Consider the following 25,267-nt stretch of genomic DNA (forward strand, 5'->3'; position numbering starts at 1 on the left):
GATTTTCCTGGAGGGACCGGCCCGGAACAGGCTCAGCCCTTGCTGCCGGCCTGCACTGCACCGGCGCTGGCAACCGGCGTCTGCCAGTCGCGCGCATCGACCACCACGCCTTCCTGCAGGCGTTCCTGGCCCTCGACCACCACCTTCTCGCCCGCCTTCAGGCCAGAACGCACCAGCCACTGGCGATCAACACTGCCCTCCACTTCCAGCGTGCGGATCACCGCCTTGCCGTCGGCGCCGATCACCCAGGCATAGGCCTGGCCACCGGCGCTGCGCAGCAGCGCCTGCTGTGGCACGGTCAATGCACTGGCCGGGGCACCGCGTGGCACTCTTGCACGCACATACATGCCGGGCAGCAGCTTCCGCTGCGGGTTGTCGACCAGGATGCGCAGGATGACATCACCGGTTCGCGCATCGACATTGATGCCGGAGAACAGCAGCTGGCCGCGTTCGGGCAGTGGCTTGCCGCTGGCACCGATGATCGTCACCGGCAGCTCGCCGCCACCGGCGGCACTCCGCTGCAGAGACTCCAGCTGCGCCGCCGGTTGGCGCACATCGACGTAGACCTGGTCGATCTGCTGCACCACTGCCATCGGCTCGGCATCGGCCACGCCGACCAGCGCACCTTCGGTCACCAGCGCCTGGTCGATACGGCCGGCAATCGGCGCACTGACCGTCGCATAGCGCAGGTCGAGCTGGCGACGCGACAGGATCGCGCGCGCTTCGTTGACTGCGGCGCGGGCCTGTTCGTATTCGGCGTGGGCGTCGTCGCGATGCTGCTGGCTGACGGCCTGCGCGGCGGCCAGCGCATGCAGGCGCTGCGACTGCACGCGGCTGCGGCCAAGCGCGGCCTCACTGCGCTGCAGGGCAGCCAGTGCCGAATCGACGTCGGCCCGGAACGCGGCCGGGTCGATCTGGAACAGGGCCTGGCCGGCGCTCACCTCGGCCCCCTGGTCGAACAGCCGGCGCTGCACGATGCCGCCCACCTGCGCACGGATCTGCGCGGTGCGCACGGCGGCCACGCGGCCGGGCAGTTCGTCGTCACGCTGCACCACCTGCGGGCCGACGGTGACCACGCTGACACGCGGTGCGGCTTCGGGAGTGGCTTCGGGAGTGGAGCAGGCCGTCATGGCCAGGGCGAGGGCCGCGATCAACGCGACCGGAGTCCTGAAGGTTCTCATTGCTGTGCACAATGCCGCGCGGGCGGCGGATAGGTTCTGAAGCGCGCAGTGTGCGTGGCGATGATGGGGTTTCGATGGAGGAACTGTGGAGATACGATGGAGACAAGCACCTTACGGCCCCGCCCCTGCATGCATGCCTCCCCCGCCCTCGCCGCTCTCGTCCTGATCGTCGAGGATGAGGCCGAGATCGCCGATATTCTCAGCGCCTACCTGCAACGCGAAGGACTGCGCACGCTGCGCGCGGCCGATGGCCATAGCGCGCTGGACCTGCATCGCAGCGCCCGCCCCGACCTGGTCCTGCTCGATGTACAGCTGCCACGCCTGGATGGCTGGAGCGTGCTGACCCAGCTGCGCCAGCGTGGTGAGACGCCGGTGATCATGCTGACTGCGCTGGACCAGGACCTGGACAAGCTGACCGCGCTGCGCATGGGTGCCGACGACTACGTGGTCAAGCCGTTCAACCCGGCCGAGGTGGCGGCGCGCGTGCGCGCGGTGCTGCGGCGTACGCTGCGCGCCTCGCGCGTGGACGCGCCCACTGCGCTGCGCGTCGGCCCGCTGCTGATCGACTCGGCCACCCACGCCGTGCACGTGGAGGGCGAAGGCTACAGTCACGAAGTGCTGCTCACGCTCACCGAGTTCAAGCTGCTGCACTGCATGGCGCTGGCGCCGACCCGCATCTTCAGCCGCAGCGAGCTGATGCACGAATGCCTGCCGGAAAGCGAAGCGCTGGAGCGTACCGTCGACAGCCATGTCAGCAAGCTGCGCCGCAAGCTGGACGAAGTGGGCATGGTCAATGTTCCGGCCAGCGTGCGCGGCGTCGGCTACCGGTTGATGGCTGACCGCTGATGGCCCGACTGCGCCGTTCCGGGCTCAGCCGCCACATCATCGTCTCGATGTCACTGATGGTGATCGGCGTCATCGTGATGATGATCCTCTCGTCGTGGCTGCTGTACGCGGTGCTGGTCGAGTTCTTCCCCGGAAGTACCGAAGAGCCGGAAAGCTGGCTGCCGACCGGGCCGGAGCTGGCATGGATGGTGGGCGTGATCCTGACTGGTCTGGCGCTGGCCATCGCCGCCTCGTTCCGCCTCGCCCACCGCATCCTGTCGCCGTTGAATTCGCTGGTGGACAGCGTGCGTGCGCTCGCCAGCGGTGACCTTGGGGCGCGCGCCAGCGTCGAGGAGAATTCGCCGGGCGAAGTGGCGACCCTGGTTGAAGACTTCAATGCGATGGCGCGCCGCCTGCAGCACATGGAGAGCGAGCGCGCGATGTGGCATGCGGCCATCGCACATGAGCTGCGTACTCCGGTGACGATCCTGCGCGGCCGCCTGCAGGGACTGGCCGAGGGCGTGTTCCAGCCGGACGAGTCGCAGTTCCGCAGCCTGCTCGCCCAGGTCGAAGGGCTGTCCCGCCTGATTGAAGATCTGCGCGTACTGAGCCTGTCCGACAACGCACGGCTGGACGTGCGTCGCGCACGCACCGACGTGGTGGCCGAGGTGCATTCGGTGATGACGCTGGTCGACCCGCAGTTCCGCGCTGCGGGCTTCGTGCTGGAACTGGAAACCAGCCGCGAGGAACACAACGCACACTGTGATCCCACGCGCCTGCGCCAGGCCCTGCTGGCGCTGCTGGAAAACGCGCGTCGCTATGCCAGCCCAGGCAAGGTGCGGATCGCCGTGCATGACACGCCGGGCCATGTGCAGGTGGCCATCGAGGATGAAGGCCCGGGCATTGATCCCGGACTGCACGCCGACATCTTCACTCCGTTCATGCGCGCCGACGGCTCACGTTCGCGCCAGGGCGGTGGCAGCGGGCTCGGCCTGGCGGTGGTCAAGGCCATCGCCGATGCACATGGTGGCCGTGCCTACTGCACACCCGGCAGCTGCGGCGGCAGCCGTTTCGTCATCGAACTGCCGCGCCAGTAGCCGGACCAGCGGCCTGCGTGCGCAGGTGTGCTCCCAGCGCGGCCAGATTGGCGTCGATCGCATCCATTTCCTCACGCTGCCGCGCCGGCAACTGCTGGCGAAGCTGCACACGCAATGCCTGCCATGCCGGTACCGCCTGCGCACTGGCAGTGGCCACGGCCGCAGACAGCAGCACCTGCTCGTCGCCCAGCGGCAACCCATAGCCGCCGTCCTGCAGCAGCGTCCCCGGGCGCAACCACTGCCCACTCTGCGCCAGCAGGCCGCGCAGGCTACGGGTTTCGGCGCTGTCCGCAGCAGCCAGCAACTGCCGCTTGAGCACATCGCGTGCTCGCAGCTCGGCACGCCGCTGTGCGGCCTGTTCCAGCAACAGCAGGCCGGCACTGGCGCGCAGGTCGCCCTTCAGCAGCCAGGGTGCCCGTTGTTCTGCCGGCAGCTTCAACCAGCCGCGCACATCGCGGGCGGGCAAGCTCAGCTGGGTCGCCGCCACTGTGAACAACTGCTGGTAGTGGTCGCGCGCGGAAGCGAAGTAATAGCCCTGTGACTGCGCTGCGTTGCGGTCCGTGAGTACCCGCTCGTCGAGCATGCCCAGCCGCGCCAGCCGGCGCTTGAGACCGCGCGGACTCAGCTGGGCCAGCCCGGCCTCGCCCAGCCGCGGCACTCCGGCCTGCAGCAGCTTGGCGGTCTCCACCGCACAGTTGTTGCTGACGAAGTAATAGCGCCCGTCATAGCTCCAGTGCACCTGGGCGGTGCGCTCGAGCAGGCTGGCGATCTCATCACGCTGCAGCCGCAATGGCAGCGACTGCAGGCCGCGCAGTTCGACCTTGGTGTACTCGTCCACCACCTGCTGCAGCGGCAGCACGAACAGCCGCGACGGGTAGCCGCCGGTCAAGCCGCGCCAGTTGGATATCTGTACGTCGCCCACGAACGCGCGGAAGGACAGCACGCGGTGGTATTCAAGATCCAGCCGGCAGTCCGGCCCCGGGGCACGCCCGGGCCTGCAGATCACCAATCGCAGCATGCTGTGGCCCCAGCGGCTCATCGGCTGTGCGCTGCCTTCGGCGAACAGGTAATCCACGGCGTAGACCCGCGCGGGGTCGAGCTGCAGCAGCGATGCCGCCCCCTCTTCCGATTCGGCCTGCAGCAATGGCAACGCGTTCGCGCAATGCGACTGCGGCAGCGATGGCGGCGTTCCGAAATGGGCCTGGTACCACTGCGCCAGTGCCGGGCGCCGGCAGGCAAACTCGCTGTCGAGCACGAAATGCTCGGCGTTCACTGCCAGGTACTCGGCCGGGCCCTTCAGTTCATACGCATCGGGACTGCGGTCACGGAAGTCGTTGTCACCACGGCCGAGATGCCAGGGCTTGCGCTGCCAACCCGCGAGGTCACGCCATCGCATGCTCTGCGACCAGTTCGCACCGCCACGGTCGGCGACGTGGGTCAGTTCATGCACCAATGCGCTGCGGCGCGCACGGCGGCTGCCGGGCATGCTGTCATCCAGCAGGTTACGGCGCAATGTGATGCGGCCGGCGAAAGCGCGGCCATGCACCTCGGCGGGAAGGTCATCACGCCAGCGCACCTGCACCTGAGGCGGCAAAGCGCGCCGCAGGCCCTCCGGCAGCAGTGACTGCACGTCGGCCAGGGTCTGGCTGGCGAGCTGCTGCTCTGCAGGGCTCAGCCCCGCCGGGTCGAGCTTCAGGCGATCGGCTGCGGGCGCGACGTGGGCGATCAGCAGTAGAGCCACGCCAAGCGTGGCGCCGTTCCGTGCAGATGTCATGGAGTTGCCGGCCAGCGGCCGGCACTACCCGAAGGCCGGATCAACGGGCCAGCAGCGCGCGGGCCAGTTCGAGGTCGCTCTGCTGCTGTGCGGTAGCGCTCTGCTCACGCAGGTGGACCAGCGCGGCCTGCAGGCGGGCGCCACGGATCTGGCCGTCGCTGGCGACGAACGCAGCGGCATCGTCGCGCGCAGCCTGCACCACCTTGTCGTCGCCCGAGCTGCTGCCCGAGGAGCCGGAGGAAGCACCGGTGGCCGAACCGGCCGAGGTGCCGGCGAAGCTGGAAGCAAAGCCGGCCAGCGGCAGGGACAGCAGGGCGAGCAGCAGAAGCGGACGGGTCATCGTTCGAAGCCGGTTGTGAGGATGCGTGGAGCGTAACGGGTGCGTGAAGGATTTGCCCGGCTCAGGCGTCGAACAGCTTGCCGGGATTCAGCCGCGCTTGGGGATCGAACGCGCGTTTGACCGCCTTCATGAGCGCGATCTCGGCGGGGCCGCGGGTGCTGTCCAGGTAGCCCTTCTTGACCAGTCCGATGCCGTGCTCGGCCGAGATGCTGCCATCGAAGCGGGCCAGCACCTGCGCCAGCAGCTTGGTCACCTGCTCGCACTGCGCCACGAAGTCGGCGTCGCTGGTGTCGTCCGGCTTGAGCACGTTGATGTGCAAGTTGCCGTCGCCGATGTGGCCGAACCAGACCACGTCGAAGTGCGGGTAGGCCTGCCCGATCAGTGCCTGGGTCTCGGCCAGGAACGCCGGCATCGCCGATATCCGCACCGAGACATCATTCTTGTAGGGCTTGTAGCGCGCCAGCGACTCGGTGATGCCTTCGCGCAGGCGCCACAGCTGGGCCGCCTGGGCGTCGCTGGCACTGATCACACCGTCGCTGACCCAACCGTTGCCCATGCAATCCTCGAAGGCCGCCATCGCCGCCGCTTCCTGCGCTTCGTCGTTGGCGGCGAACTCGGTAACCACATAGTACGGATGCACTTCGTCGAACGGCGCCTGCGCGCCGTGCGCCAGCACATGCTCCAGCGCCCGGTCGGTGAAGAACTCGAAGGCCTGCAGCTGCAGGCGCGCGCGGAACGCGGCGAACACCTGCATCAGCACTTCGAAGCTGGGCAGTGCCAGCAGCATCACGTTGCTGGCCGGCGGCGGATCGGTCAGCTTCACCGTCGCCTCGACGATCACCCCCAGCGTACCTTCCGAACCAATCAGCAGCTGGCGGAAGTCATAGCCGCTGGAATTCTTGATCAGGCCCTTGTTGAGCTCGAGCAGTTCGCCGCTGGCGGTGACCACCTTCAGCCCGGCAATCCACTCGCGGGTGTTGCCGTAGCGGATCACGCGGATGCCGCCGGCATTGGTGGCGATGTTGCCGCCGATCGTGCACGAGCCGCGCGCGGCGAAATCCACCGGGTAGATCAGGCCGTGGTCCAGCGCGGCGTTGTGCACGGCTTCCAGCGGCATGCCGGCCTGCACCACCAGCGTGCGATCGACCGCGTCGTAGGCCAGTGCCTTGTTCATCCGTTCCAGGCTGAGCACCAGCTCGCCGTTGGCGGCCACCGCGCCACCGGAAAGGCCGGTACGGCCGCCGGACGGCACCACGGCCACGCCCTCGCCTGCGCTCCAGCGCATCACCGCCTGCACTTCCTCGACCGTGGCCGGCAGTGCGACCGCCAGCGGTGCCGGCGTCCAGCGCCGGGTCCAGTCGCGCCCGTAATGCTCCAGGTCGGCCGGGTCGGTCTTCAGCTTCAGGCCGGGACAGGCCTGCTGCAGCGAGGCAATGCGGGAATCGGTCATGACGGTCCAGCGCGGTGCGTGAAGAACGGGCAAGCGTGCCAGCGGCACGCGCCAGCGTCCAGCCCCGCAGCCGGGCAGATAGCTACGGATGCAACCAATTGCGCACTGCACCATGGGCGTTGCGATCTGGCATAGTGGTCAGCCCCTGTCCCACTGGCCGTGTTGCCCCATGTCGCCGAAGAAGACCTCGTTCCCGAAGCAGGATATCCGCGTGCTGTTGCTGGAGGGGGTCAGCCAGACCGCCGTGGAGGTGTTCAGCGCCGCCGGCTACAGCCAGATCGAGGCGCACACCAAGGCGCTGCCCGAGGACGAACTGAAGGCGCGCATCGCCGAGGCGCACATCGTCGGCATCCGCTCGCGCACCCAGCTCAGCGCCGAGGTGCTGGCCGAGGCCAAGCGCCTGATCGCGGTGGGCTGCTTCTGCATCGGCACCAACCAGGTCGACCTGGATGCGGCCGAACTGGCCGGCATCCCGGTGTTCAATGCGCCCTATTCCAACACCCGCAGCGTGGCCGAGCTGGTGATCGCCGAGGCGATCATGCTGACCCGCGGCATCCCGCAGAAGAACGCCGAATGCCATCGCGGCGGCTGGTCGAAGTCGGCCAGCGGCAGCCATGAAGTGCGCGGCAAGACGCTGGGCATCATCGGTTATGGCCACATCGGCACCCAGGTCGGCGTGCTCGCCGAATCGCTGGGCATGCAGGTGATCTTCCACGACGTGGAAACCAAGCTGGCACTGGGTAACGCCCGTGCAGCGGCCAGCCTGGACGACCTGCTGGCACGCGCCGACATCGTCACCCTGCACGTGCCGGAGACGCCGTCCACGCAGTGGATGATCGGCAGCACCGAGCTGGCGAAGATGCGCAAGGGCGTGCACCTGATCAACGCCGCGCGCGGCACCGTGGTCGACATCGATGCGCTGGACGCGGCCCTGGCCAGCGGCCACGTCGGTGGCGCCGCGCTGGACGTGTTCCCGGTCGAGCCGAAGGGCAACGGCGATATCTTCGAATCACCGCTGACCCGCCACGACAACGTGATCCTCACCCCGCACGTCGGCGGCAGCACGCTGGAAGCGCAGGACAACATCGGCGTGGAAGTGGCGGCCAAGCTGGTGCGCTACAGCGATAACGGCAGCACCCTGTCGGCGGTCAACTTCCCGGAAGTGACCCTGCCCGAACACGAAGACAGCCTGCGCCTGCTGCACATCCACCAGAACGTGCCGGGCGTGCTGTCCAGGGTCAACGAGATCTTCTCGCGCCACAACGTCAACATCGACGGCCAGTTCCTGCGCACCGACCCGAAGGTGGGCTACGTGGTGATCGACATCACCGCCAGCGAGGCACAGGCCGCCGCCGTGCGCGACGAGCTGGCCGCGATTCCAGGCACGCTGCGGACGCGCATTCTGTATTGATGCGGATTCCGCCATGCGCTTGTAGAGCCGAGCCCATGCTCGGCTGCGGTTCCGGCCCGCATCGAGCCGAGCATCGGCTCGGCCTTACAGGTTGCTAGCGTGCCAACCAGCGGCGCGCCATGCGCTGCATGGACTCATCCGACTCCGGGTCGGCCGCGACCTCGGTCACCGGCCGCCAGGCCAGGTCCAGTGATTCCTCGCTGGGTACGAAGGCCTCGCCACCCAGCGCCCGGATCACGAAGCGCACGTCGTAGTGCCAGTGTCCCGGCACGTCCTTGCGCTCCGGAATCCAATGCTTGTCCAGATCGAAGATGGCCGGGTCTTCCAGCACCAGGCCGCTCAAGCCGGACTCTTCCTCGGCTTCCTTCAGCGCCACCCGGGCCAGGTCGCGGTCGCCGTCGGCGTGGCCGCCCAGCTGCAGCCAGCGCTGCAGCTTGCGATGGTGGGTCAGCAGCAGGCGCTGCTCATCGGCGCTGACCAGCCAGCAGCTGGCGGTGAAGTGGCCGGCCAGCCGCTCACGCCGGAACGGATCTTCCGGATCATCCAGCAATGTGCCGAATTCGGCAGCCAGGGCGTCGTGGGCGGGTTCGCGGTGCGCGTAGTCCCGGAGCAGGCCGCGCAGGCGATCGTCAAGCGCGGCAAGGGTTTCGGCGGTCTGGCTCATGAATGGGGGCGGTTCGGAAAAATACTGCTCATTATCGCCGTTCATTGTTGCGATTGCGCTTGTGCGTTGGCTTCAGCTTTGGCTAAGGTACAGCGGGCCGTTCGCACGGCCTTCACCATTCAAGGCAGCCGGCAACGTATCGGCCGCCCACCCCATCCGATCACTAGGAAGTACTGCATGCTGAAAGCTCTGTTGAGGGTCAAGCCGGTCGAGCCGGCCGGGCACGTCGATGCCGGCGAACCCATCGAAGGCAGCCTGGACGGCGAAGCCACGTTGAAACGGACCCTCACGGCTAAACACCTCATCCTGCTTGGCGTGGGTGCGGTGATCGGCGCTGGTATCTTCGTGCTGACCGGGCAGGCCGCAGCCAACCACGCGGGCCCGGCGGTCATGCTGTCGTTCGTGCTGGCCGGTTTCGCCTGTGCGCTGGCAGGCCTGTGCTATGCCGAGTTCGCGGCGATGATGCCGGTCTCCGGCAGTGCCTACTCCTATTCCTATGCCACCCTCGGCGAAGGCATGGCCTGGTTCATCGGCTGGTGCCTGGTGCTGGAGTACCTGTTCGCCTCGGCGTCGGTCGCGGTGGGCTGGTCGGCCTACCTGATCAGCTTCATCACCACCACGCTGCACATGCCCTTCCCGGACATGCTCAGCGCCGCGCCCATCGCCTGGACCGGCAGCGAGTTCGTCTCCTCCGGCAAGCTGTTCAACCTGCCGGCGGTGCTGATCGTGGCGGCGGTGTCCGGCCTGCTGTACGTGGGCGTAACCCAGTCGGCGTTCGTCAACGCCATCATCGTGGCGATCAAGGTCACCGTCATCTGCCTGTTCATCGGCATCGGCGCGGCCCACATCGACCCGGCCAACTGGCAGCCGTTCATCCCGGAAAACACCGGCGTGCCGGGTGAGTTCGGCTGGAGCGGCATCTTCCGCGCCGCCACCATCGTGTTCTTCGCCTACATCGGTTTCGATGCGGTCTCTACCGCCGCCGGTGAGACCAAGGATCCGCAGCGCAACATGCCGATCGGCCTGCTCGGCTCGCTGGCCGTATGCACCATCGTCTACATCATCGTCTGTGCGGTGCTGACCGGCATGATGCCGTACCACCTGCTGGGCACCGACAAGCCGGTGGCGACCGCGCTGGAGCCCTACCCGACCCTGTCCTGGCTCAAGACGTTCGTGGAAGTCGGCGCCATTGCCGGCCTGTCCTCGGTGGTGCTGGTGATGATGATGGGCCAGACCCGCATCGCCTACACCATCTCCCGCGACGGCCTGCTGCCGAAGTTCTTCGGCAAGGTCCACGCCCGCTTCCGCACCCCGTACTGGGCCACGATCGTCGTCGGCGTGATCGCCGCCGCACTGGCGGGCCTGGTGCCGCTGAACGTGCTGGGCGAACTGGTGTCGATGGGCACCCTGCTGGCCTTCGCCACCGTCTGCATCGGCGTGCTGGTGCTGCGCTATAGCAAGCCCGAACTCCATCGCCCGTTCCGCGTGCCGGCGGTGTGGATCATCTGCCCGCTTGGCGCCGCGGCCTGCCTGTTCCTGTTCTGGCAGGCGTTCGTGGTGCACTGGCACCTGTTCGTCGGCTGGACCGTGCTGGGCATGCTGATCTACCTCGGCTACGGCATGCGCAACAGCAAGCTCGCCAAGTCGCCCTGATCCGCCTCCGGGCCGGCCTCGCGCCGGCCCGTCCGTTTTCCCGTGCGCCGCTCATGGCGCGCTTCGACAAGACCACCACACATGTTCAAGCAACTGTGGGCCACCAAGCACCCGCATGCCGCCCATGAAGACGCCAACGGCCTGAGCCTGCGCCGCCATCTCGGTCCCTGGGGCCTGACCGCCCTGGGCATCGGCGCGGTGATCGGCGGCGGCATCTTCGTCATCACCGGCCAGGCCGCCGCCAACCACGCCGGCCCGGCGATCATGCTGTCGTTCGTGCTGGCCGCGATCTGCTGCGCCTTCTGCGCGCTGGCCTACGCCGAATTCGCCTCGATGGTGCCGGTTTCCGGCAGCGCCTACACCTATACCTACGCCACCTTCGGCGAGCTCTCGGCCTGGTTCATCGGCTGGATGCTGGTGCTCGAGTACGGCGTGTCCGCCTCGGCGGTCGCGGTCAGCTGGACCGGCTATTTCCTCAGCCTGCTCAGCCAGTTCGACATCCACCTACCGGCGGCCCTGGTCAGCGCCCCGCTCGACGCCCAGCTGCGCCCGACCGGCGCGATCGCCAACCTGCCGGCCGCCGCACTGGTGCTGCTGCTGACCTGGCTGTGCTACGTCGGCATCAGCAAGTCCTCGGCGATGAACATGGCGATGGTCGTGCTCAAGACCGGCCTGATCGTGCTGGTCATCGTGGTCGGCTGGAAGTACGTGGACACCAGCAACTGGACCCCGTTCATTCCGGCCAATGAAGGCCCGGGCAAGTACGGCATGGAAGGCGTGCTGCGTGGCGCGGCGATGGTCTTCTTCGCCTACATCGGTTTCGAGGCGGTATCGGTGGCGGCGCAGGAATCGAAGAACCCGCAGCGCGACATGCCGATCGGCATGATGCTGTCGCTGGTGATCTGCACCGTGTTGTATATCGCAATGGCCGCAGTGATGACCGGTCTGGTGCCGTTCCAGCTGCTGGGCACCGACGAGCCGGTGGTGACCGCAGTCGCGGCGCATCCGCAGCTGGGCTGGCTGCGCTGGGTGGTCGAGGTCGGCGCGCTGGTCGGCCTGTCCTCGGTGGTACTGGTGATGATCATCGGCCAGCCGCGCATCTTCATGATCATGGGCCGCGACGGCCTGCTGCCGCCGGTGTTCACCAGGATCCACCCGAAGTACCGCACCCCGCACATCAACACGGTGATCACCGGCATCGGCATCGCGCTGCTGGCGGCGCTGTTCCCGCTGGACATCCTCGGCGAGCTGACCTCGATGGGCACGCTGATCGCCTTTGCGGCGGTGTGCGCCGGCGTGCTGATCCTGCGCCGCACCCAGCCGGACCTGCCACGCCCGTTCCGCATGCCGATGGCGTGGCTGATCTGCAGTCTGGGGGTGCTCAGCTGCCTGGCGCTGCTGTCGGCGATGACGATGCACAACTGGATGCTGATGGGCGTATGGACCTTCGTCGGCTTCGTGATCTATTTCTGCTACGGCTTCAGGCACAGCCGCCTGCGGGGGAAGTAAGGGGTTTTGCATTGCAGGGCCTGCCGCCCTGCACCCGCCTTTGAAGCCGGAGCAACGGCAACAGCAACGGCAACAGCTGGGCTGAGGGCTTGGCGGGGAGGCATGGGTTCGCGGGGGACGCCGTGAATCCATCCCTGGAGGCTTGGCCGCGGCATCCATGCCGCGGACACCCCCGCGAACCCATGCCTCCCCGCCCCTGACAGTATCCCGGTGCGTCCGGTGGATCCACGCCATGCGTGGATGAAACGTTCTCATGAACGAATGCTCCGGAATGAATGATTCTGTAGAGCGGAGCCATGCTCCGCTCCGAGCAAGCGCAGCGAAGCGACCCGCTTTTCGCTTTTCCTTCTTCACTCCGTGGCCGGCCGTACACCGGAACCTGTCAGAGGCGGGGCGGGTGGGCCGTGCAGGGGCGTTGGCGCCATGGATGGCGCCATCGAGCTTACAGGGACGTACTTGCAGCGTCCCCTGCACGGCCCACCTGCCCCGCCCCGCCCATGAACCGCTCTATACGACCCGCCACGAGGGGCTCAGCCGTTGGCCGAATCCAGTAAAATCGCCGACATGAACGCCCCCACCTTCCCGTACGACACCGCGCGCCTGAGCGAACTGGCCCAGCTGCTGATCGACAACGTCCGCGAACTGGCCCACGCCGGCTGGACCCCGGCCACCAGCAGCAACTTCTCCCACCGCCTGGACGACCGCCACGCGGCGATCACCGTCTCGGGCAAGGACAAGGGCCGCCTGATCGAGGACGACATCATGGTGGTGGACTTCGACGGCCAGGCCGTCGGCCGTCCGCTGCGCCCGTCCGCCGAGACCCTGCTGCACACCCAGCTGTACCGCCGCTTCCCGGACGTCGGCTGCGTGCTGCATACGCACTCGCCGGTGCAGACCATCGCCTCGCGCCTGTACGCGCCGCAGGGTCATATCCGCCTGGAAGGCTACGAGCTGCTGAAGGCCTTCGCCGGCAACAGCACCCACGAGATGGCCATCGAGGTGCCGGTGTTCGCCAATACCCAGGACATGAACGTGCTGTCGAAGCAGGTCGATGACCTGCTCGACCGGCAGAACCTGTGGGGCTATCTGATCGATGGCCACGGCCTGTACGCCTGGGGCCGCGACATGGCCGAAGCACGTCGCCATCTGGAAGCGTTCGAGTTCCTGTTCCACTGCGAACTGGAACTGCGCAGGCTGCGCGGCTGAACCCGCGCGCAGGTGCAGATGCCGATCCGGAATCTGCATCCTGCGCCCACCCTGCTACCCTGTCCTCCCCCCGAGACGTTCAAGCTGCCGCCATGAGCCGACTGCGCATCTACGACGACATCCGCCCCGAATCGCCGCTGCTGGACACCCAGGACGGCGCGGTCATCGCTGCCGAGCTGCAGAAGATCGGCGTCACCTTCGAGCGCTGGCAGGCCACCGCACCGGTCGCACCGGGCGCCAGCCAGGAGGAAGTGTTCGCCGCCTACCGCGCCGACATCGACCGCCTGGTTGCCGAGCGCGGTTTCAAGAGCGTGGACGTGGCCTCGATCGCCCCGGACAACCCGAACCGCGCCGAGCTTCGGAAAAAGTTCCTCGACGAGCACTTCCACAAGGAAGACGAGGTGCGCTTCTTCGTCGCCGGCTCCGGCCTGTTCACCCTGCACGTGGGTGACAAGGTCTATGAGATCGAGTGCGTGAAGGACGACCTGATCGCCGTGCCCGATGGCACCACCCACTGGTTCGACATGGGCGAGGAACCCAGCTTCGTGGCGATCCGTTTCTTCACCGAGCCGGACGGCTGGGTCGGCCATTTCACCGGCACCGACATCGCGCAGAAGTTCCCTCGTTACGTACCCACCCAGGCGTCCTGATCCATGCAAGCCCGCGTCATCCTGACCGACATCGAAGGCACCACCAGCAGCATCTCGTTCGTCAAGAACGTGCTGTTCCCCTATGCGCGCAAGGCGTTGCCCGCGTTTGTCGCCGAGCATGGCCAGCAGCCGGACGTCCGCCGCTGGCTGGATGCGGTGGCTACGGAGATCGGCGGTGCCTGCCAGGACAGCCTGGTGGCCGAGACGCTGCAGGGCTGGATCGACCAGGACCGCAAGCACACCGCACTGAAGGCGCTGCAGGGACTGATCTGGGACGAAGGCTACCGCCGTGGCGACTACACCGCGCACTTCTACCCGGAAGTAGCGCCGGTGCTGAAGGGCTGGCACGCTTCCGGCCTGCCGCTGTACGTGTACTCCTCCGGTTCGGTGCCGGCGCAGAAGCTGTTCTTCGGTTTCAGCGATGCCGGTGACCTCAGCCCACTGGTGTCGGGCTGGTTCGATACCGAGATCGGCGGCAAGCGCGAGGCCGACAGCTACCGCCGCATCGTGCAGGCCATCGGCGTACCGGCCGGCGAGATCCTGTTCCTGTCCGATGTGGTGGAAGAACTGGATGCCGCCCGCGAAGCCGGGTTGCAGACCCGCCTGATCGATCGCCTGGATGATTACCCGATGCCGCGTACCGGCCAGGCCGCCAACGGCCACGAACGGGTCGAGAATTTCCAGCAGATCCAGCTGTAAAGCGCCGGGTAGATGCCAACCTTGGTTGGCACCTACCAAAGCGGGATACCCCTCAACGATCGTTGAGGGTCTTCACCTTCAGCGCTTCGCGCAGGGCAACCAGATCCACCGGGCCGCGCACTGCGATATCGCGGGTTTCGCCCGGCAACAGGTCCAGCAGATTGTCTTCGACCTGCACATCCAGCGCGCCGAAGTCGATCCACGCCGCGCGCACGTACGCCGCGCTTTCCAGCCGCAGACGATAGTGGTCCCCTTCGATGGACAACGTGGCCTTGAGTTTCTGCCGCGGCAACACCTGGTCCTTGGCCTCAACGAAACCGACCACCTGCCGCGCACTCACGTTGCCGTCCTGCAGCAACTCGAACACCGCCACCGTACGCGTGGGGTCGGCACCGGCCAGCAGCTCTGCATCGCTGAAATCGCGCATCGAGGTGACACCCGCCGCCGCCAACGTCACCGTTTCCTCGCGACGACGCAGCACCTTGCCCTCCACGTCCATCACCCGCAGACGCCAGCGTGCATCCAGTGCGGCACCGTCGTTGATCAGGCGCACCCGCGTGCTGCCCTCGTCGCGCAGCGCTGCCACGGTCACTGGCGCGAAGAAACGCCGCGCGGCGTAGTGCAGCGCCTTCCAGCGGCCGAAATAGTCCACGCTGGACCACGAGGCGCCGGGCCAGACATCGTTGAGCTGCCAGTACAGCGAGCCCATCGTGTACCGGCGCGAGGCGCGATGGTGCAGTGCCGCCAGAGCGATGCCATCGGCCTGCATGACCTGGCTGAGGTAGACGAAGTCCTCGAAGTCCTTCGGCGTACCGTAGCCCAGCTCGATGTAGTGCAGCAGGCGGCTGTTGCCCTCGCCAGCCATGAACTTCTGGTGCGCACGGATCACTGGACTGTCGATGCGCTGCTCGGCGCGGGTGGCGATCTGGTCCACCGTCGCCACCGACGGCCACGCCTGCAGCCCGTACTCGGACATGAAGCGCGGCGTCTCACGCAGGTAGGCCTGCACCGGCAGCGCCGGATTGCCCCAGACCTGCCAGTAGTGCTTGTCGCCGCGGGTCGAGTCGTTGGCCTTTTCGTCAAGATCGTTGCTCGGTGAACTGGACCAGTACGGCACGCCCAGCCCTTCCTCGCCCACCACCGCGCGCAGATCGTTGCCGAACAGGTCGACATAGCCCTGCCAGACCTTCGCTGCAAACGCCGGGTCGGCCGCCTTCAGGTCGCGACCATGGCCCCAGTCCTTCCAGGCGGTTTCTTCCTCGTTGTTGCCACACCACAGCACGATGCTGGGGTGGTGGCGCAGACGGCGCACGTTGTCGCGTGCTTCGGCCACCACGTTGGCACGAAACGCCGGATCGTAGCCCGGCTGCATGCCGCCGCCGAACATGAAGTCCTGCCACACCAGCAGGCCCAGTTCGTCGGCGATGTCGAAGAACGCGTCGTCCTCGTAGTAGCCGCCGCCCCAGTTGCGCAGCATGTTCATGTTGGCGTCGCGCGCGGCCGTCAGCACCTGGCGCAGGCGTGCGGCATCGACGCGCGCGGGAAAGGCGTCGAACGGAATGACGTTGGCGCCCTTGGCGAAGATCTCCACGCCGTTGATGACGAAGGCAAAGCCCTGCCCGCCCTTGCGGTCTTCCCCGCGGCGCAGTTCGACCGTGCGCAGCCCGATGCGCTGCTCGCGCGCCAGCTCCGGCGCGCCACCTTGGTCCAGGCGGGCCTGCACCGTGTAGCGGTCCTGCGCGCCGTGGCCGACTGGCCACCAGCGCCGCGGATCGGCCAGTTCAACCGGAACCTCGATGCTGTTCTGGCCGGGCTTCAGCAGCACCGTGCGCTGCACCTGGGCCACGGCGCGGCCCTGCGGATCCTGCACATCCACATTCACCACGGCCGAGCCCGCCGCCGCGCCCTGCTCCACTTGCAGCAGCACGGCCAGCTTCGCCTGCTCCGCGCTCAATGCATCCGTGCGCACCGCAAGATCGGTCAGGCGGTGCGCGTCCCAAGCCTGCAGATCGATTCCGCGCCAGACGCCGGCGGTGACATAGCGCGGACCCCAGTCCCAGCCGAAGTGGTAGGCCGGCTTGCGCGCGAAGTTGCCGACCATCGCGTCCTTCGGCTCATCGCCATACGGCGACGGGTAGTTGCCAGCGATCTTGTGCGGCATTGCCTGCACGCCCGGCAGCAGGGCGCGGATCGGCGAACGGAACACGATCTGCAGTTCATTGTTGCTCGCACGGAGGCGGCCTTCGACCCGGGCACGCCACGTGCGGTGTGCGTTGTCCGCGCGCAGCAGCGGCTTTCCGTTGAGGCTGACTTCGGCGTAGGTATCCAGCCCATCGAAGCGCAGTTCGGCATTGGGCCTGGACAGCGTCGCGGCATCGACGTCGAAGCGCGCGCGGTACTCCCAGGCAGCCAGGCCGATCCACTGCAGTTCGGCCTCGGGCGCACCGACATACGGATCACGGATCAATTCGTGAGCCAGCAGGTCGGTGTGCACGCTGCCCGGCACCGTCGCCGCCCGCCATTGCTGCAGACCTGGGTGGGCGGCGCCCTGCGCGTCGCCGGGCAGCATGCGGAACTCCCACTGTGCCTGCAGCGGCGCGGCAGCGACCGGAAAGGCGGACGCCGCGATCAGCAGCAGGAGCAGGCGGACAACGAGGGGAAAGCGATGCACGGGATGCTCCTGTTATTCCGCCGGGCTTGGCCCGGCGCTACCTGCAAGTCCAGCTCACGGCAGCACCGGGCCATGCCCGGCGCACCAACCTCAACGCACCACGTTCAACACTTCGTAACACGCACCCATGGTGTGGTAATCCACCTTGCCGGCCGGGCTCTTCTCGTCGCTGTACTTGCGATTGTCGGCATCGAGGATGCGGAACCAGGCGCCGTACCGGTGATCGACGAAGTGTTCCCACGAATACGCCCAGATACGCTGGTACCACTGCCAATAGCGGTCATCGCCGGTACGCTTGGCCATCAGTGCGGCGGTCGCCAGCGTCTCCGCCTGCACCCAGAAATACTTGTCGTCGTCGCAGACGAAACTGTCGCCACCGATCGGGGCGCCATCCATGCCCGGCTGCCGGCGCGATTCCGGCGCGAAACCGTAGTACAGGCCACCCCGCGCCTCGTCCCAGCTGCGCGCCACGGCCACGTCGAACAGGTGCTGCGCGGTCGGCACCAGCCAATCGGCCTGCACATGGCGGTCCAGGATCAACAGCAGCTTGGCCCATTCGGTCTGGTGGCCCGGCTGGAAGCCCCACGGGCGGAACAGGTGCTTGGGGTCATCCAGGTTGTAATCCCAGTCGATCTCCCAGTTGGAATCGTAGTGCTCCCACACCAGGCCACCGGCCTTGGCGGCCTGGCGGCGGGTCATGTTGTCGGCCAGCTGCAGCGCGCGCTCCACATAGCGCTGTTCGCCGCTGGCCTCGAAGGCGGCCAGCATCGCCTCGCACATGTGCATGTTGGCGTTCTGGCCACGGTAGCCGGTGAAATTCCACTGCCCATCGGCTTCGTCCTTGTAGAGGCCGTGCTGCGGCTCCCAGAAGCGCGCTTCCAGCAGCTGCCAGGTCTCGTCCATCCATGCGCGGGCCTGTTCGAGACCGGCCTTCAGTGCGCAGCTGTAGGCCAACAGCACGAACGCCACGCCGTAGCAGTGGTTCATGTCATCCTCGACCTTGCCATCGCGCAGGGTCCAGGCGTAACCGCCGGTGGCCGGGTTGCGGTGCACCTCGCGCAGGTAGCGCACGCCGTGCTCGACCGCCTCACGGTACTCGGCGTTGCCGAATTCGCGGTAGGCCATCGCGTAGTTGAAGACGAAACGCGTGCTGCTCACCAGATGGCGATGGTTGGCGTCGTAGATGCTGCCGTCGTCCCGGAAGTAGTGGAAGAAGCCACCGTTCGGATCGATGCAGCGCGGATGGTAGAAGGCCATCGTATCGGCGATGTGCCCGCGCAGGAACGCGGGCGAACGGAAGTCGGGGGAGGTGCTCATGCGGTAATGTCCTGGGCCTGCAGCAGCTGCTGCACTTCATCGAACGAGGGCATCGCGGCGAACGCGCCCTTGCGGGTAACAGCCAGCGCGCCGACGGCGGCGCCGAAGCGCAACGTGGCGGTGATCGCCTCCGGGTCCTGGCAGAAGGCGGCAAAACCGGCACCGGCGCCGCCGCGCTCCAGCAGCCCAACCAGCACGCCACCGACGAAAGCATCGCCAGCCGCCGTGGTGTCGACGGTAGCCACGCGGAAGCTGGTGACCGTGCCGTGGTTGTCGCGCGTGTACCAGTGCAGCGTGGCCGCACCGTCGGTGACGATCACCCAGCGCGCGCGAGCAGCGAGCAGGCGCCGCAGTACCGCTGCCTCGCCATCGGCACCCAGCGGCGCGGCCAGGTAGTCCAGCTCCTCGCGCGACAGCTTGACCAGGTCGGCGCGTTCCAGCGCCTGCCACAGGCGCGGTGTCGGGTCTTCGTTCGCCGGCCACAGCGCCGGACGCAGATTGAGGTCGAGGCTGACCACCGCACCAGCCGCACGCGCGCGATCCATGCCGGCGAGGGTCGCCTCGGCGATCGCCGCTTCGGTCAGGCTGTTGGAACAGACATGGAAGCACTGTGCGCTGTCGAAGCACGCAGCCTGGAAGTCGCTGTCACGGAACAGCAGGTCGGCTGCCGGCGGACGATAGAAGCTGAAGCTGCGCTCGCCGCTGGCATCCAGTGCGACGAAGGCCAGTGCGGTCTTGGCCGCATCGGTACGCACGATGTAGTCCGTGCCAACGCCGTGCGAGACCAGGCTGTCGGCCAGGAAGTCGCCGAACATGTCGCGGCCCAGCGTGCCGACGAACTGGGTCTTCGCACCCAGCCGTGCGGCGGCCACCGCGACATTGGCCGGCGCTCCGCCGGCGTACTGCAGGAACGCGCGCGGTGTATCGGCCGAGGCCGGCGGCTGCGCTAGTAGATCGATCAAAATCTCGCCGAAGCAAACGATGGCACCCATTCCGGACTCAGCCTCCCTGCGTTGCGGAAGCCGGCGTACGTGCGCCGACCAGTCCGTAGAAAATGATGTAGCCGTAGCACAGCAGCGGCAGGATGAAGCTGGCCTGGACACCGATGTGGTCGGCCAGGACGCCCTGCAGGTACGGCACCACGGCACCGCCGACGATGGCCATGATCAGCAGGCTGGAGCCCTTGTTGGTCAGCGGCCCCAGGCGCTCGATGCTCAGCGCGAAGATGGTCGGGAACATGATCGAGTTGAACAGGCCGATCGCCACCACCGAGTACAGCGCGATGCTGCCGGAGCTCAGCATGGTCGTGACCAGCAGCGCCACGTTGACCAGCGCGAAGATCGCCAGCAGGCGGCTGGGCGAGAAGCGCGCCAGCAGCGCGGAGCCCGCGAAGCGGCCGATCATCGCCATCGTCCAGTAGGCCGACACGTAGTGCGTGGCTTCCTGTTCGCTGAAGCCACCGATGTTGGGCATCGACAGGTAGTTGACCAGGAAGCTGCCGATCGACACCTCAGCGCCGACGTAGAAGAAGATGCCCAGCACGCCCAGCAGCAGGTGGCGCTTGCGCAGCGCATCCAGGTAGCTGTGGTGGTGGCCCTGGTCGGCCTGCTCGGTGGCGTCGCTCAGTGCCGGCAGGCGGAACAGGAACACGAACAGCGCCAGCAGCACCAGCGCCACCGCCAGACCCACGTACGGTCCCTGCACGGCCTGCGCCTCGGCGGCACGGTAGGCCAGCTGCTCGGCGGCCGGCAGCGCCGCGATGTCGTCAGCGCTCTTGACCGTGTTGGACAGGATCAGCATGCCGCCGAAGATCGGCGCGATGGCCGTGCCCAGCGAGTTCAGCGCCTGCGCCAGGGTCAGGCGACTGGAACTGGTCTGTTCCGGGCCCAGCAGCGCGACGTACGGGTTGGCGGCGACCTGCAGCACGGTAATGCCCGTGGCCAGTACGAACAACGCACCGAGGAAGGCGCCGTACACGCGCAGCTCGGCCGCCGGCCAGAAGCCCAGCGCGCCAATGCCGGCGATCACCAGGCCAGCCACGATGCCCTTCTTGTAGCCCAGCGCCGCCACCAGGCGGCCCGCCGGCAGCGACATCAGGAAGTAAGTACCGAAGAAGGTGAACTGCACCAGCATCGCCTTGGCGTAGTTCAGTTCGAACACCGCCTTCAGGTGCGGGATCAGGATGTCATTGAGGCAGGTCAGGAAGCCCCACATGAAGAAGATCGTGGTGACGACAGCCAACGCCTTGCCGTTGGTGACGGCGGGTGCGTTGCCCGAAGAACCCGATGGACGGGGCGTTGCGGAGATCGGCATGCGTTACGCGCCTCGATGCGCGGAAGGTCGTTGTTGCGTGGAAGGGGTATGCGGAAGGAATCAGTTCGGTCGTGCGGCACTGCTTTCGCGGATGCGCAACTGCACCGGCGCGACCGTGCGCCGGGGCGGCGCGTCGGGTTCGTCCAGCCGCTGCAGCAGCAGCGCGGCAGCCTGGCGGCCACGCTCGCGCGGGTCGGCGGTGAGCGTGGTCAACGGCGGCACCGCGACCGACGCCTCGGAAATATCATCGAAGCCGGTCACGGCGAAGTCGCCGCCCGGGCGGATGCCGCGCGAGTTCAAGCCCAGCATCAGGCCCAGCGCGACGGTGTCGTTGTAGCAGACCGCCGCACTCGGGCGATGGCCATCGGCAAACAGCTCATCGGTGCGCGCAGCGGCTTCCAGCCGGTTCGGCGCCGATTCGACCATCCAGCCCGGCGGCAGCGACAGACCGGCCTCGGCCAGCGCCTGCTGGAAACCCGCGCGGCGCTGGTGGCAGGAACTGGATGCGGCGTGGCCGCCGAAGAAGGCGATCTGGCGGTGGCCGCGCTCGATCAGGTGGCGCGTGGCCAGATAGGCGCCGTGCTGGTTGTCCAGGGTCAGGAAGTCCCAGTCGGCCCCGGCCAGTTCGCGGTTGAACAGCAGCACGTTGGCATTGGCACCCAGTGCCTGCCGCAGCTGTGCGGTATCGCTGCCCTCGGCCGGCGACAGGATCAGGCCGGCCGGGGTGTGCTCCATCAGCGTGGACAGCACCGCCTGCTGCCGCTCCGGCGATTCACCCGTACTGCCGAGCAGGGTCACGTAGCCACGCCCGCCCAACGCCTCGTCCACGCCCGATGCGAACTCGGCGAAGAACGGGTTGGAGAGATCGTTGATCACCAGCGCGATGCTCGACGAGGTGCGCCGGCGCAGGTTGGCCGCCGCACGGTTGTAGACATAGCGCTGGCGGCGCAGCTCGGCCTCGACCTTGGCCCGGGTATCGACGTTGACCAGCGGGCTGCCACGCAGCACCAGCGACACGGTTGCCCGTGACACGCCGATCGCACGCGCGATGTCGGTCACCGTCACCGCCTTGCCGGCGCGCTTGCTGGGACTGCTGCCGTTGTCGTTCATCGTCTTCCCGGACTCCGCTGGAGGCTCAAGCCTAATGGATCAGGGCCGTGTCGTGCCGTGCCGTTCGCTGGGTCACCGCGAACGGCACAGTCCGGCTCAGCGCAGCTGGCTGCCCGGTGCCGCGCACCAGGACACCGGCAGGTCCTTCACCGCGGTGCCCCAGCCCTGCTCCGGCGCCTTCGCGTCGAGTGCGAACTGCAGGCGCGGGCCCTGCTGCAGGCGGTCCCAGTCCAGCCACACCGGTGCATGCGCCTGGCCGTCGACCCGCACACCCTGCACGTATTGCAGGCGGCGGCCATCGGCACCCGGCGCGTCGATGCGCAGGGTGCGGCCATTGCCCATGTCCACTTCCACCTTGCTGAAGCGCGGCGTGTGCAGCAGGAACTGGCCGCTGCCCGGCACCGCCGGGTACACGCCGATGGCGCTGAACAGGTACCAGGCCGACATCGTGCCGAGGTCATCGTTGCCGGTCACGCCGTTGGGCGCATTGGTGAACAACTGCTGCGCGGCGCGCACCACGGCCGCGGTCTTCCACGGCTGGCCGATCAGCGTGTACAGCCACGGCGAGTGCAGGTCCGGCTCGTTGTTGGGGTTGTAGCGGAACTGGTTGTAGTAGCTGTACGGTCCGACCACCCACTCCTTGCGGGCGGCGTTGAGCGGGTCCGCCTGCAGCGCGTCCATCGCGAAGAAGGCATCGAGGCGGCGGCCGGCCTGTTCGCGGCCCTGCATCGCTTCGATCAGCCCCGGCACGTCCTGCTGCGCAAGCCACTGGTACTGCCACGCCGTGCCTTCATGGAAACCGTGGTGCGAACGCGGGCTGTAGTGGCCATCGGCCGGGGTGTACCACTGGCCATCCTCGGTGCGCGGGCGCGGGAAACCGGTGAAGCCGGTCTCGGCGTCGCGCACCTGCGGGTCCCACACCTTGCGCCAGTTGCGGCCGCGCTCACGCAGCGTCGCCGCGTCCTGCGCATGGCCGAGGCCATCGGCCATCTGCGAAAGCGCACAGTCGGCCAGTGCGTATTCCAAGGTAGCCGAACCGCCGTGGTGCGGATCGACGTCCATGCCCTTGGACGGGAACGCGCGGTCGTAGACCACGTAGCCCTTGTCCAGGTACGTCGGGTTGCCGGAGCGGCCAGCCATGCGCGAGTTCAGCGGCGGCGTGCCGAAGGCATTGCGGCGCAGCGCATCCCAGGCCTGCGATTCACGGCCCTTGAGCGCACCGAAGCGCCACAGGTCGACCATGAACGGGGTGACCGGATCGCCGGTCATGATGTTGGTCTCGAAGTTGGCATAGCCCCAGCGCGGCAGCCAGCCGCCCTGCTCGTCGATCGCCAGCAGGGTACGGCCGATGTCGCGCGCCACGTCCGGGCGGGTCAGCGCCAACCACTGGTTCTGCGCGCGGTAGGTATCCCACAGCGAGAAGTACTCGTAGTAGGTCCAGCCATCGGCACGGTGGATGCCATCGTCATAGCCGCGGTAGCGGCCGTCGGCGTCGTTGCCGGTCATCGGCTGCAGCAGCGCGTGGTAGACCGCGCTGTAGAACACCGCGCGGTCGTCGGCAGTGCCGCCCTGCACACGCACCCGGCCCAGCTGCTCGCGCCAGGACTGCTGGGACAGCGCACGCATGCGGTCGAAGCCGAGGAGCACCCCATTCTGCATGCCTTCTGCGCGCAGGTTGGTGCGCGCGCCTTCGGCGTCCACATGCGAGATGGCGCTGACCGCCGTCACCGACTGGCCCTTGGTCAGGTCGAAACTGAGCCAGGCGCCGTTCGGCTTCTGCTCGCCTTCCATGCTGTGGCGCGCGCCCGGCAGGCCACCGCCCTCCCCCCAGGTGCCATGCGCCTTGAACGGACGGTCGAACTCGATGCGGAACCAGGTGGTGTACTGGTGGCCGCCACAAAAGCTCTTGGTGACCAGTTTGCCTTCCACCACACGGTCGCCGACCACATCGACCACGCTGCCGATCACCGAATGGCGCTCGTTGGCCTGGCCGACATTGACGAGGACGTGGCCATCGCCGCTGCGCTGGCTGAAGGTGTAGCGCTCGGCCGCGGCACGGGTGCGCGCGGTGGCTTCCGCATCGATGCCGCCGTAGCTGGTCAGGCGTACCTTGTAGTAGCCGGCCTGTCCGATCTCGCCGTCATGGGTGTAGGTCGACGCGTAGGCCTTGTGGTCGAACTGCTTGGCATTGCCGGTATCGAGATCACCGCCCGGACCGATCGAGCCGGTCACCGGCAGCACCGACACCTGGCCGCCCTGTTCCCAGCAACCCGCGCCGGAGATGAAGGAGTGGCCGAACCCGCGGATCTTCTCATCGTCATAGCGCCAGCCCGAGTAGTGGCTGCCGATCGGGCTGACCTGGATCAGGCCGAACGGTGCCGACGCACCCGGGAACGTATTGCCGTCGTCCTTGCTGCCGATGAAGGTGTTGACCTCGCGCTCCAGCGCTGCCGGGGCAGCCTGCAACAGCATCGGCGTGGCCGACAGCGCAAGCAGGCAGGCCAGGCGCACCAGCGGGCGCGAGGATGATGGGACGGCGGGAGCGGACGGCACTGGACGCATGTCGGGTTCCTGTAGTCGATGGCGCGGAGGCAGACGGCCGGGGCCGTCCGGCAGCGTTCCACTGAGTCCCGCCGTGACTGGCAGAGAGCTCCCCCTGGAATGACGCCCGACCCGTGCGACCGTGAATTTAGATCGATTCAAGTAGAGCATGCGGGTTCAGCCGAATGCATTCTGCGGCGCAGCATGAGGGGGTTCGGCAGGGCTGCGCCCTGCACCCGGGTAGTGCCGGCCGCTGGCCGGCAACCTCAGAAGCAACAGCCGAAGCAACAGCAAAAGCCGGCGATCCGTGGGATGGCGGGGTAGGTCCGGTTGCGGGGGACGCCGTAAATCCCGCTCCGCGGTCCGGCCCAGCCGCTGGCGGCTATGCGTTCGGGCGCTTGCGAAGCAGTGCTTCGCAAGCAAAGCGCCCTCACCCATGTAGGCTCGGTCGCCGCTTGCTCGTGTGCGCAGTCCTGCGCACACGGCAAGACCGGGGTTGGGCGTCCTGCCCAACCCGCCCGAGGCATGCCTCGGGCCCATGCGGCTCACGCCCCCGCAACCGGACCCACCCCGCCTTCGACAGATCTCCGCGATCTGCGGTAGATCCACGCCAGGCGTGGATGAATCTCTGTCAGATAACGAAATCGATTGGGGTCAGATCCGTTTTCCAAAGGAAAACGGATCTGACCCCAGGACCCCATGTCGTTCCAGGATCAGTCCGACCGTCACCGGGAAACTGTCGAAGGCGGGGCGGTGTCGGATTGCGGGGTGTCCGCGGCATGGATGCCGCGGCCAAGCCCCCATGGACGGGTTTACGGCGTCCCCGCAATCCGACACCGCCCCGCCCAACCCACAG

The 25,267-nt window shown here is 67.5% G+C and carries 19 protein-coding genes; 8 read left to right on the forward strand and 11 right to left on the reverse strand.

All coding sequences use genetic code 11. The annotated features are described in order from the left end of the window. Nucleotides 1-32: 32 nt before the first annotated feature. Nucleotides 33-1,181 carry an efflux RND transporter periplasmic adaptor subunit gene (locus tag AC5P66_RS14135; protein WP_049413284.1) on the reverse strand — a complete coding sequence of 383 codons (1,149 nt, stop codon included), beginning with the start codon at nucleotides 1,179-1,181 and terminating at the stop codon, nucleotides 33-35. Between the two features lie 129 nt (nucleotides 1,182-1,310). Here AC5P66_RS14135 and AC5P66_RS14140 point away from each other — a divergent pair, with 129 nt between their 5' ends. Both AC5P66_RS14140 and AC5P66_RS14145 read left to right on the forward strand, forming a co-directional pair. Next, complete coding sequence (locus AC5P66_RS14140) at nucleotides 1,311-2,027, forward strand: response regulator (RefSeq protein ID WP_099495370.1); 717 nt, start codon at nucleotides 1,311-1,313, stop codon at nucleotides 2,025-2,027. Then, nucleotides 2,027-3,103: an ATP-binding protein gene (locus tag AC5P66_RS14145; RefSeq protein ID WP_049413288.1), complete on the forward strand. Its 1,077-nt coding sequence runs from the start codon at nucleotides 2,027-2,029 to the stop codon at nucleotides 3,101-3,103. Before AC5P66_RS14140 ends, AC5P66_RS14145 begins: the two co-directional genes overlap by 1 nt. Here AC5P66_RS14145 and AC5P66_RS14150 read toward each other — a convergent pair. From AC5P66_RS14150 to AC5P66_RS14160, 3 genes are all read right to left on the reverse strand, one after another. Further along, nucleotides 3,081-4,877: a DUF7844 domain-containing protein gene (locus AC5P66_RS14150; RefSeq protein WP_495216438.1), complete on the reverse strand. Its 1,797-nt coding sequence runs from the start codon at nucleotides 4,875-4,877 to the stop codon at nucleotides 3,081-3,083. The genes AC5P66_RS14145 and AC5P66_RS14150 overlap by 23 nt on opposite strands. A gap of 40 nt (nucleotides 4,878-4,917) precedes the next feature. Next, nucleotides 4,918-5,217: a DUF2388 domain-containing protein gene (locus AC5P66_RS14155; protein WP_099495369.1), complete on the reverse strand. Its 300-nt coding sequence runs from the start codon at nucleotides 5,215-5,217 to the stop codon at nucleotides 4,918-4,920. Nucleotides 5,218-5,278: 61 nt separating this feature from the next. Continuing rightward, nucleotides 5,279-6,667: an FAD-binding oxidoreductase gene (locus AC5P66_RS14160; protein WP_049413293.1), complete on the reverse strand. Its 1,389-nt coding sequence runs from the start codon at nucleotides 6,665-6,667 to the stop codon at nucleotides 5,279-5,281. 169 nt (nucleotides 6,668-6,836) lie between these two features. On the opposite strand from AC5P66_RS14160, the gene serA reads away from it, so the two are divergent. After that, nucleotides 6,837-8,078 carry a phosphoglycerate dehydrogenase gene (gene serA / locus AC5P66_RS14165; RefSeq protein ID WP_049441186.1) on the forward strand — a complete coding sequence of 414 codons (1,242 nt, stop codon included), beginning with the start codon at nucleotides 6,837-6,839 and terminating at the stop codon, nucleotides 8,076-8,078. Between the two features lie 94 nt (nucleotides 8,079-8,172). Here the strand turns inward: serA and AC5P66_RS14170 are convergent, their stop codons facing one another. Further along, entirely contained in the window at nucleotides 8,173-8,787 is a 615-nt protein-coding gene (locus AC5P66_RS14170) for an NUDIX hydrolase (protein WP_080352975.1), read from the reverse strand. A 132-nt stretch (nucleotides 8,788-8,919) separates the two neighbouring features. Here AC5P66_RS14170 and AC5P66_RS14175 point away from each other — a divergent pair, with 132 nt between their 5' ends. From AC5P66_RS14175 to mtnC, 5 genes are all read left to right on the forward strand, one after another. Continuing rightward, on the forward strand, nucleotides 8,920-10,395 hold the full coding sequence (locus AC5P66_RS14175) for an amino acid permease (RefSeq protein WP_099495368.1): 1,476 nt from the start codon (nucleotides 8,920-8,922) through the stop codon (nucleotides 10,393-10,395). 81 nt (nucleotides 10,396-10,476) lie between these two features. Continuing rightward, entirely contained in the window at nucleotides 10,477-11,904 is a 1,428-nt protein-coding gene (locus AC5P66_RS14180; RefSeq protein WP_021204531.1) for an amino acid permease, read from the forward strand. Between the two features lie 564 nt (nucleotides 11,905-12,468). Beyond that, nucleotides 12,469-13,110 (forward strand): methylthioribulose 1-phosphate dehydratase, encoded by a 642-nt coding sequence (locus AC5P66_RS14185; RefSeq protein WP_049439933.1) that lies wholly within the window; start codon nucleotides 12,469-12,471, stop codon nucleotides 13,108-13,110. 92 nt (nucleotides 13,111-13,202) lie between these two features. Continuing rightward, on the forward strand, nucleotides 13,203-13,760 hold the full coding sequence (locus tag AC5P66_RS14190; RefSeq protein ID WP_049402829.1) for a 1,2-dihydroxy-3-keto-5-methylthiopentene dioxygenase: 558 nt from the start codon (nucleotides 13,203-13,205) through the stop codon (nucleotides 13,758-13,760). A gap of 3 nt (nucleotides 13,761-13,763) precedes the next feature. Further along, complete coding sequence (gene mtnC / locus AC5P66_RS14195) at nucleotides 13,764-14,459, forward strand: acireductone synthase (protein ID WP_049415198.1); 696 nt, start codon at nucleotides 13,764-13,766, stop codon at nucleotides 14,457-14,459. Between the two features lie 52 nt (nucleotides 14,460-14,511). Here the strand turns inward: mtnC and AC5P66_RS14200 are convergent, their stop codons facing one another. The 6 genes from AC5P66_RS14200 to AC5P66_RS14225 form a co-directional block, all read right to left on the reverse strand. Then, nucleotides 14,512-17,130 carry a beta-mannosidase gene (locus AC5P66_RS14200; RefSeq protein WP_495216440.1) on the reverse strand — a complete coding sequence of 873 codons (2,619 nt, stop codon included), beginning with the start codon at nucleotides 17,128-17,130 and terminating at the stop codon, nucleotides 14,512-14,514. A 90-nt stretch (nucleotides 17,131-17,220) separates the two neighbouring features. Beyond that, nucleotides 17,221-18,447: an AGE family epimerase/isomerase gene (locus AC5P66_RS14205; protein ID WP_049415191.1), complete on the reverse strand. Its 1,227-nt coding sequence runs from the start codon at nucleotides 18,445-18,447 to the stop codon at nucleotides 17,221-17,223. Next, on the reverse strand, nucleotides 18,444-19,439 hold the full coding sequence (locus AC5P66_RS14210; protein WP_049439928.1) for a carbohydrate kinase family protein: 996 nt from the start codon (nucleotides 19,437-19,439) through the stop codon (nucleotides 18,444-18,446). The genes AC5P66_RS14205 and AC5P66_RS14210 overlap by 4 nt, the downstream gene beginning before the upstream one ends. Nucleotides 19,440-19,446: 7 nt before the next feature. Beyond that, nucleotides 19,447-20,760 carry an L-fucose:H+ symporter permease gene (gene fucP / locus AC5P66_RS14215; RefSeq protein ID WP_049415184.1) on the reverse strand — a complete coding sequence of 438 codons (1,314 nt, stop codon included), beginning with the start codon at nucleotides 20,758-20,760 and terminating at the stop codon, nucleotides 19,447-19,449. Nucleotides 20,761-20,820: 60 nt separating this feature from the next. Beyond that, nucleotides 20,821-21,870, reverse strand: coding sequence for a LacI family DNA-binding transcriptional regulator (locus tag AC5P66_RS14220; protein ID WP_099495725.1), 1,050 nt, complete (start codon nucleotides 21,868-21,870; stop codon nucleotides 20,821-20,823). A 96-nt stretch (nucleotides 21,871-21,966) separates the two neighbouring features. Beyond that, nucleotides 21,967-24,432: a GH92 family glycosyl hydrolase gene (locus AC5P66_RS14225; protein WP_495216441.1), complete on the reverse strand. Its 2,466-nt coding sequence runs from the start codon at nucleotides 24,430-24,432 to the stop codon at nucleotides 21,967-21,969. Nucleotides 24,433-25,267: the final 835 nt, after the last annotated feature.

Source organism: Stenotrophomonas sp. YJH_SMC_122, assembly GCF_059369535.1.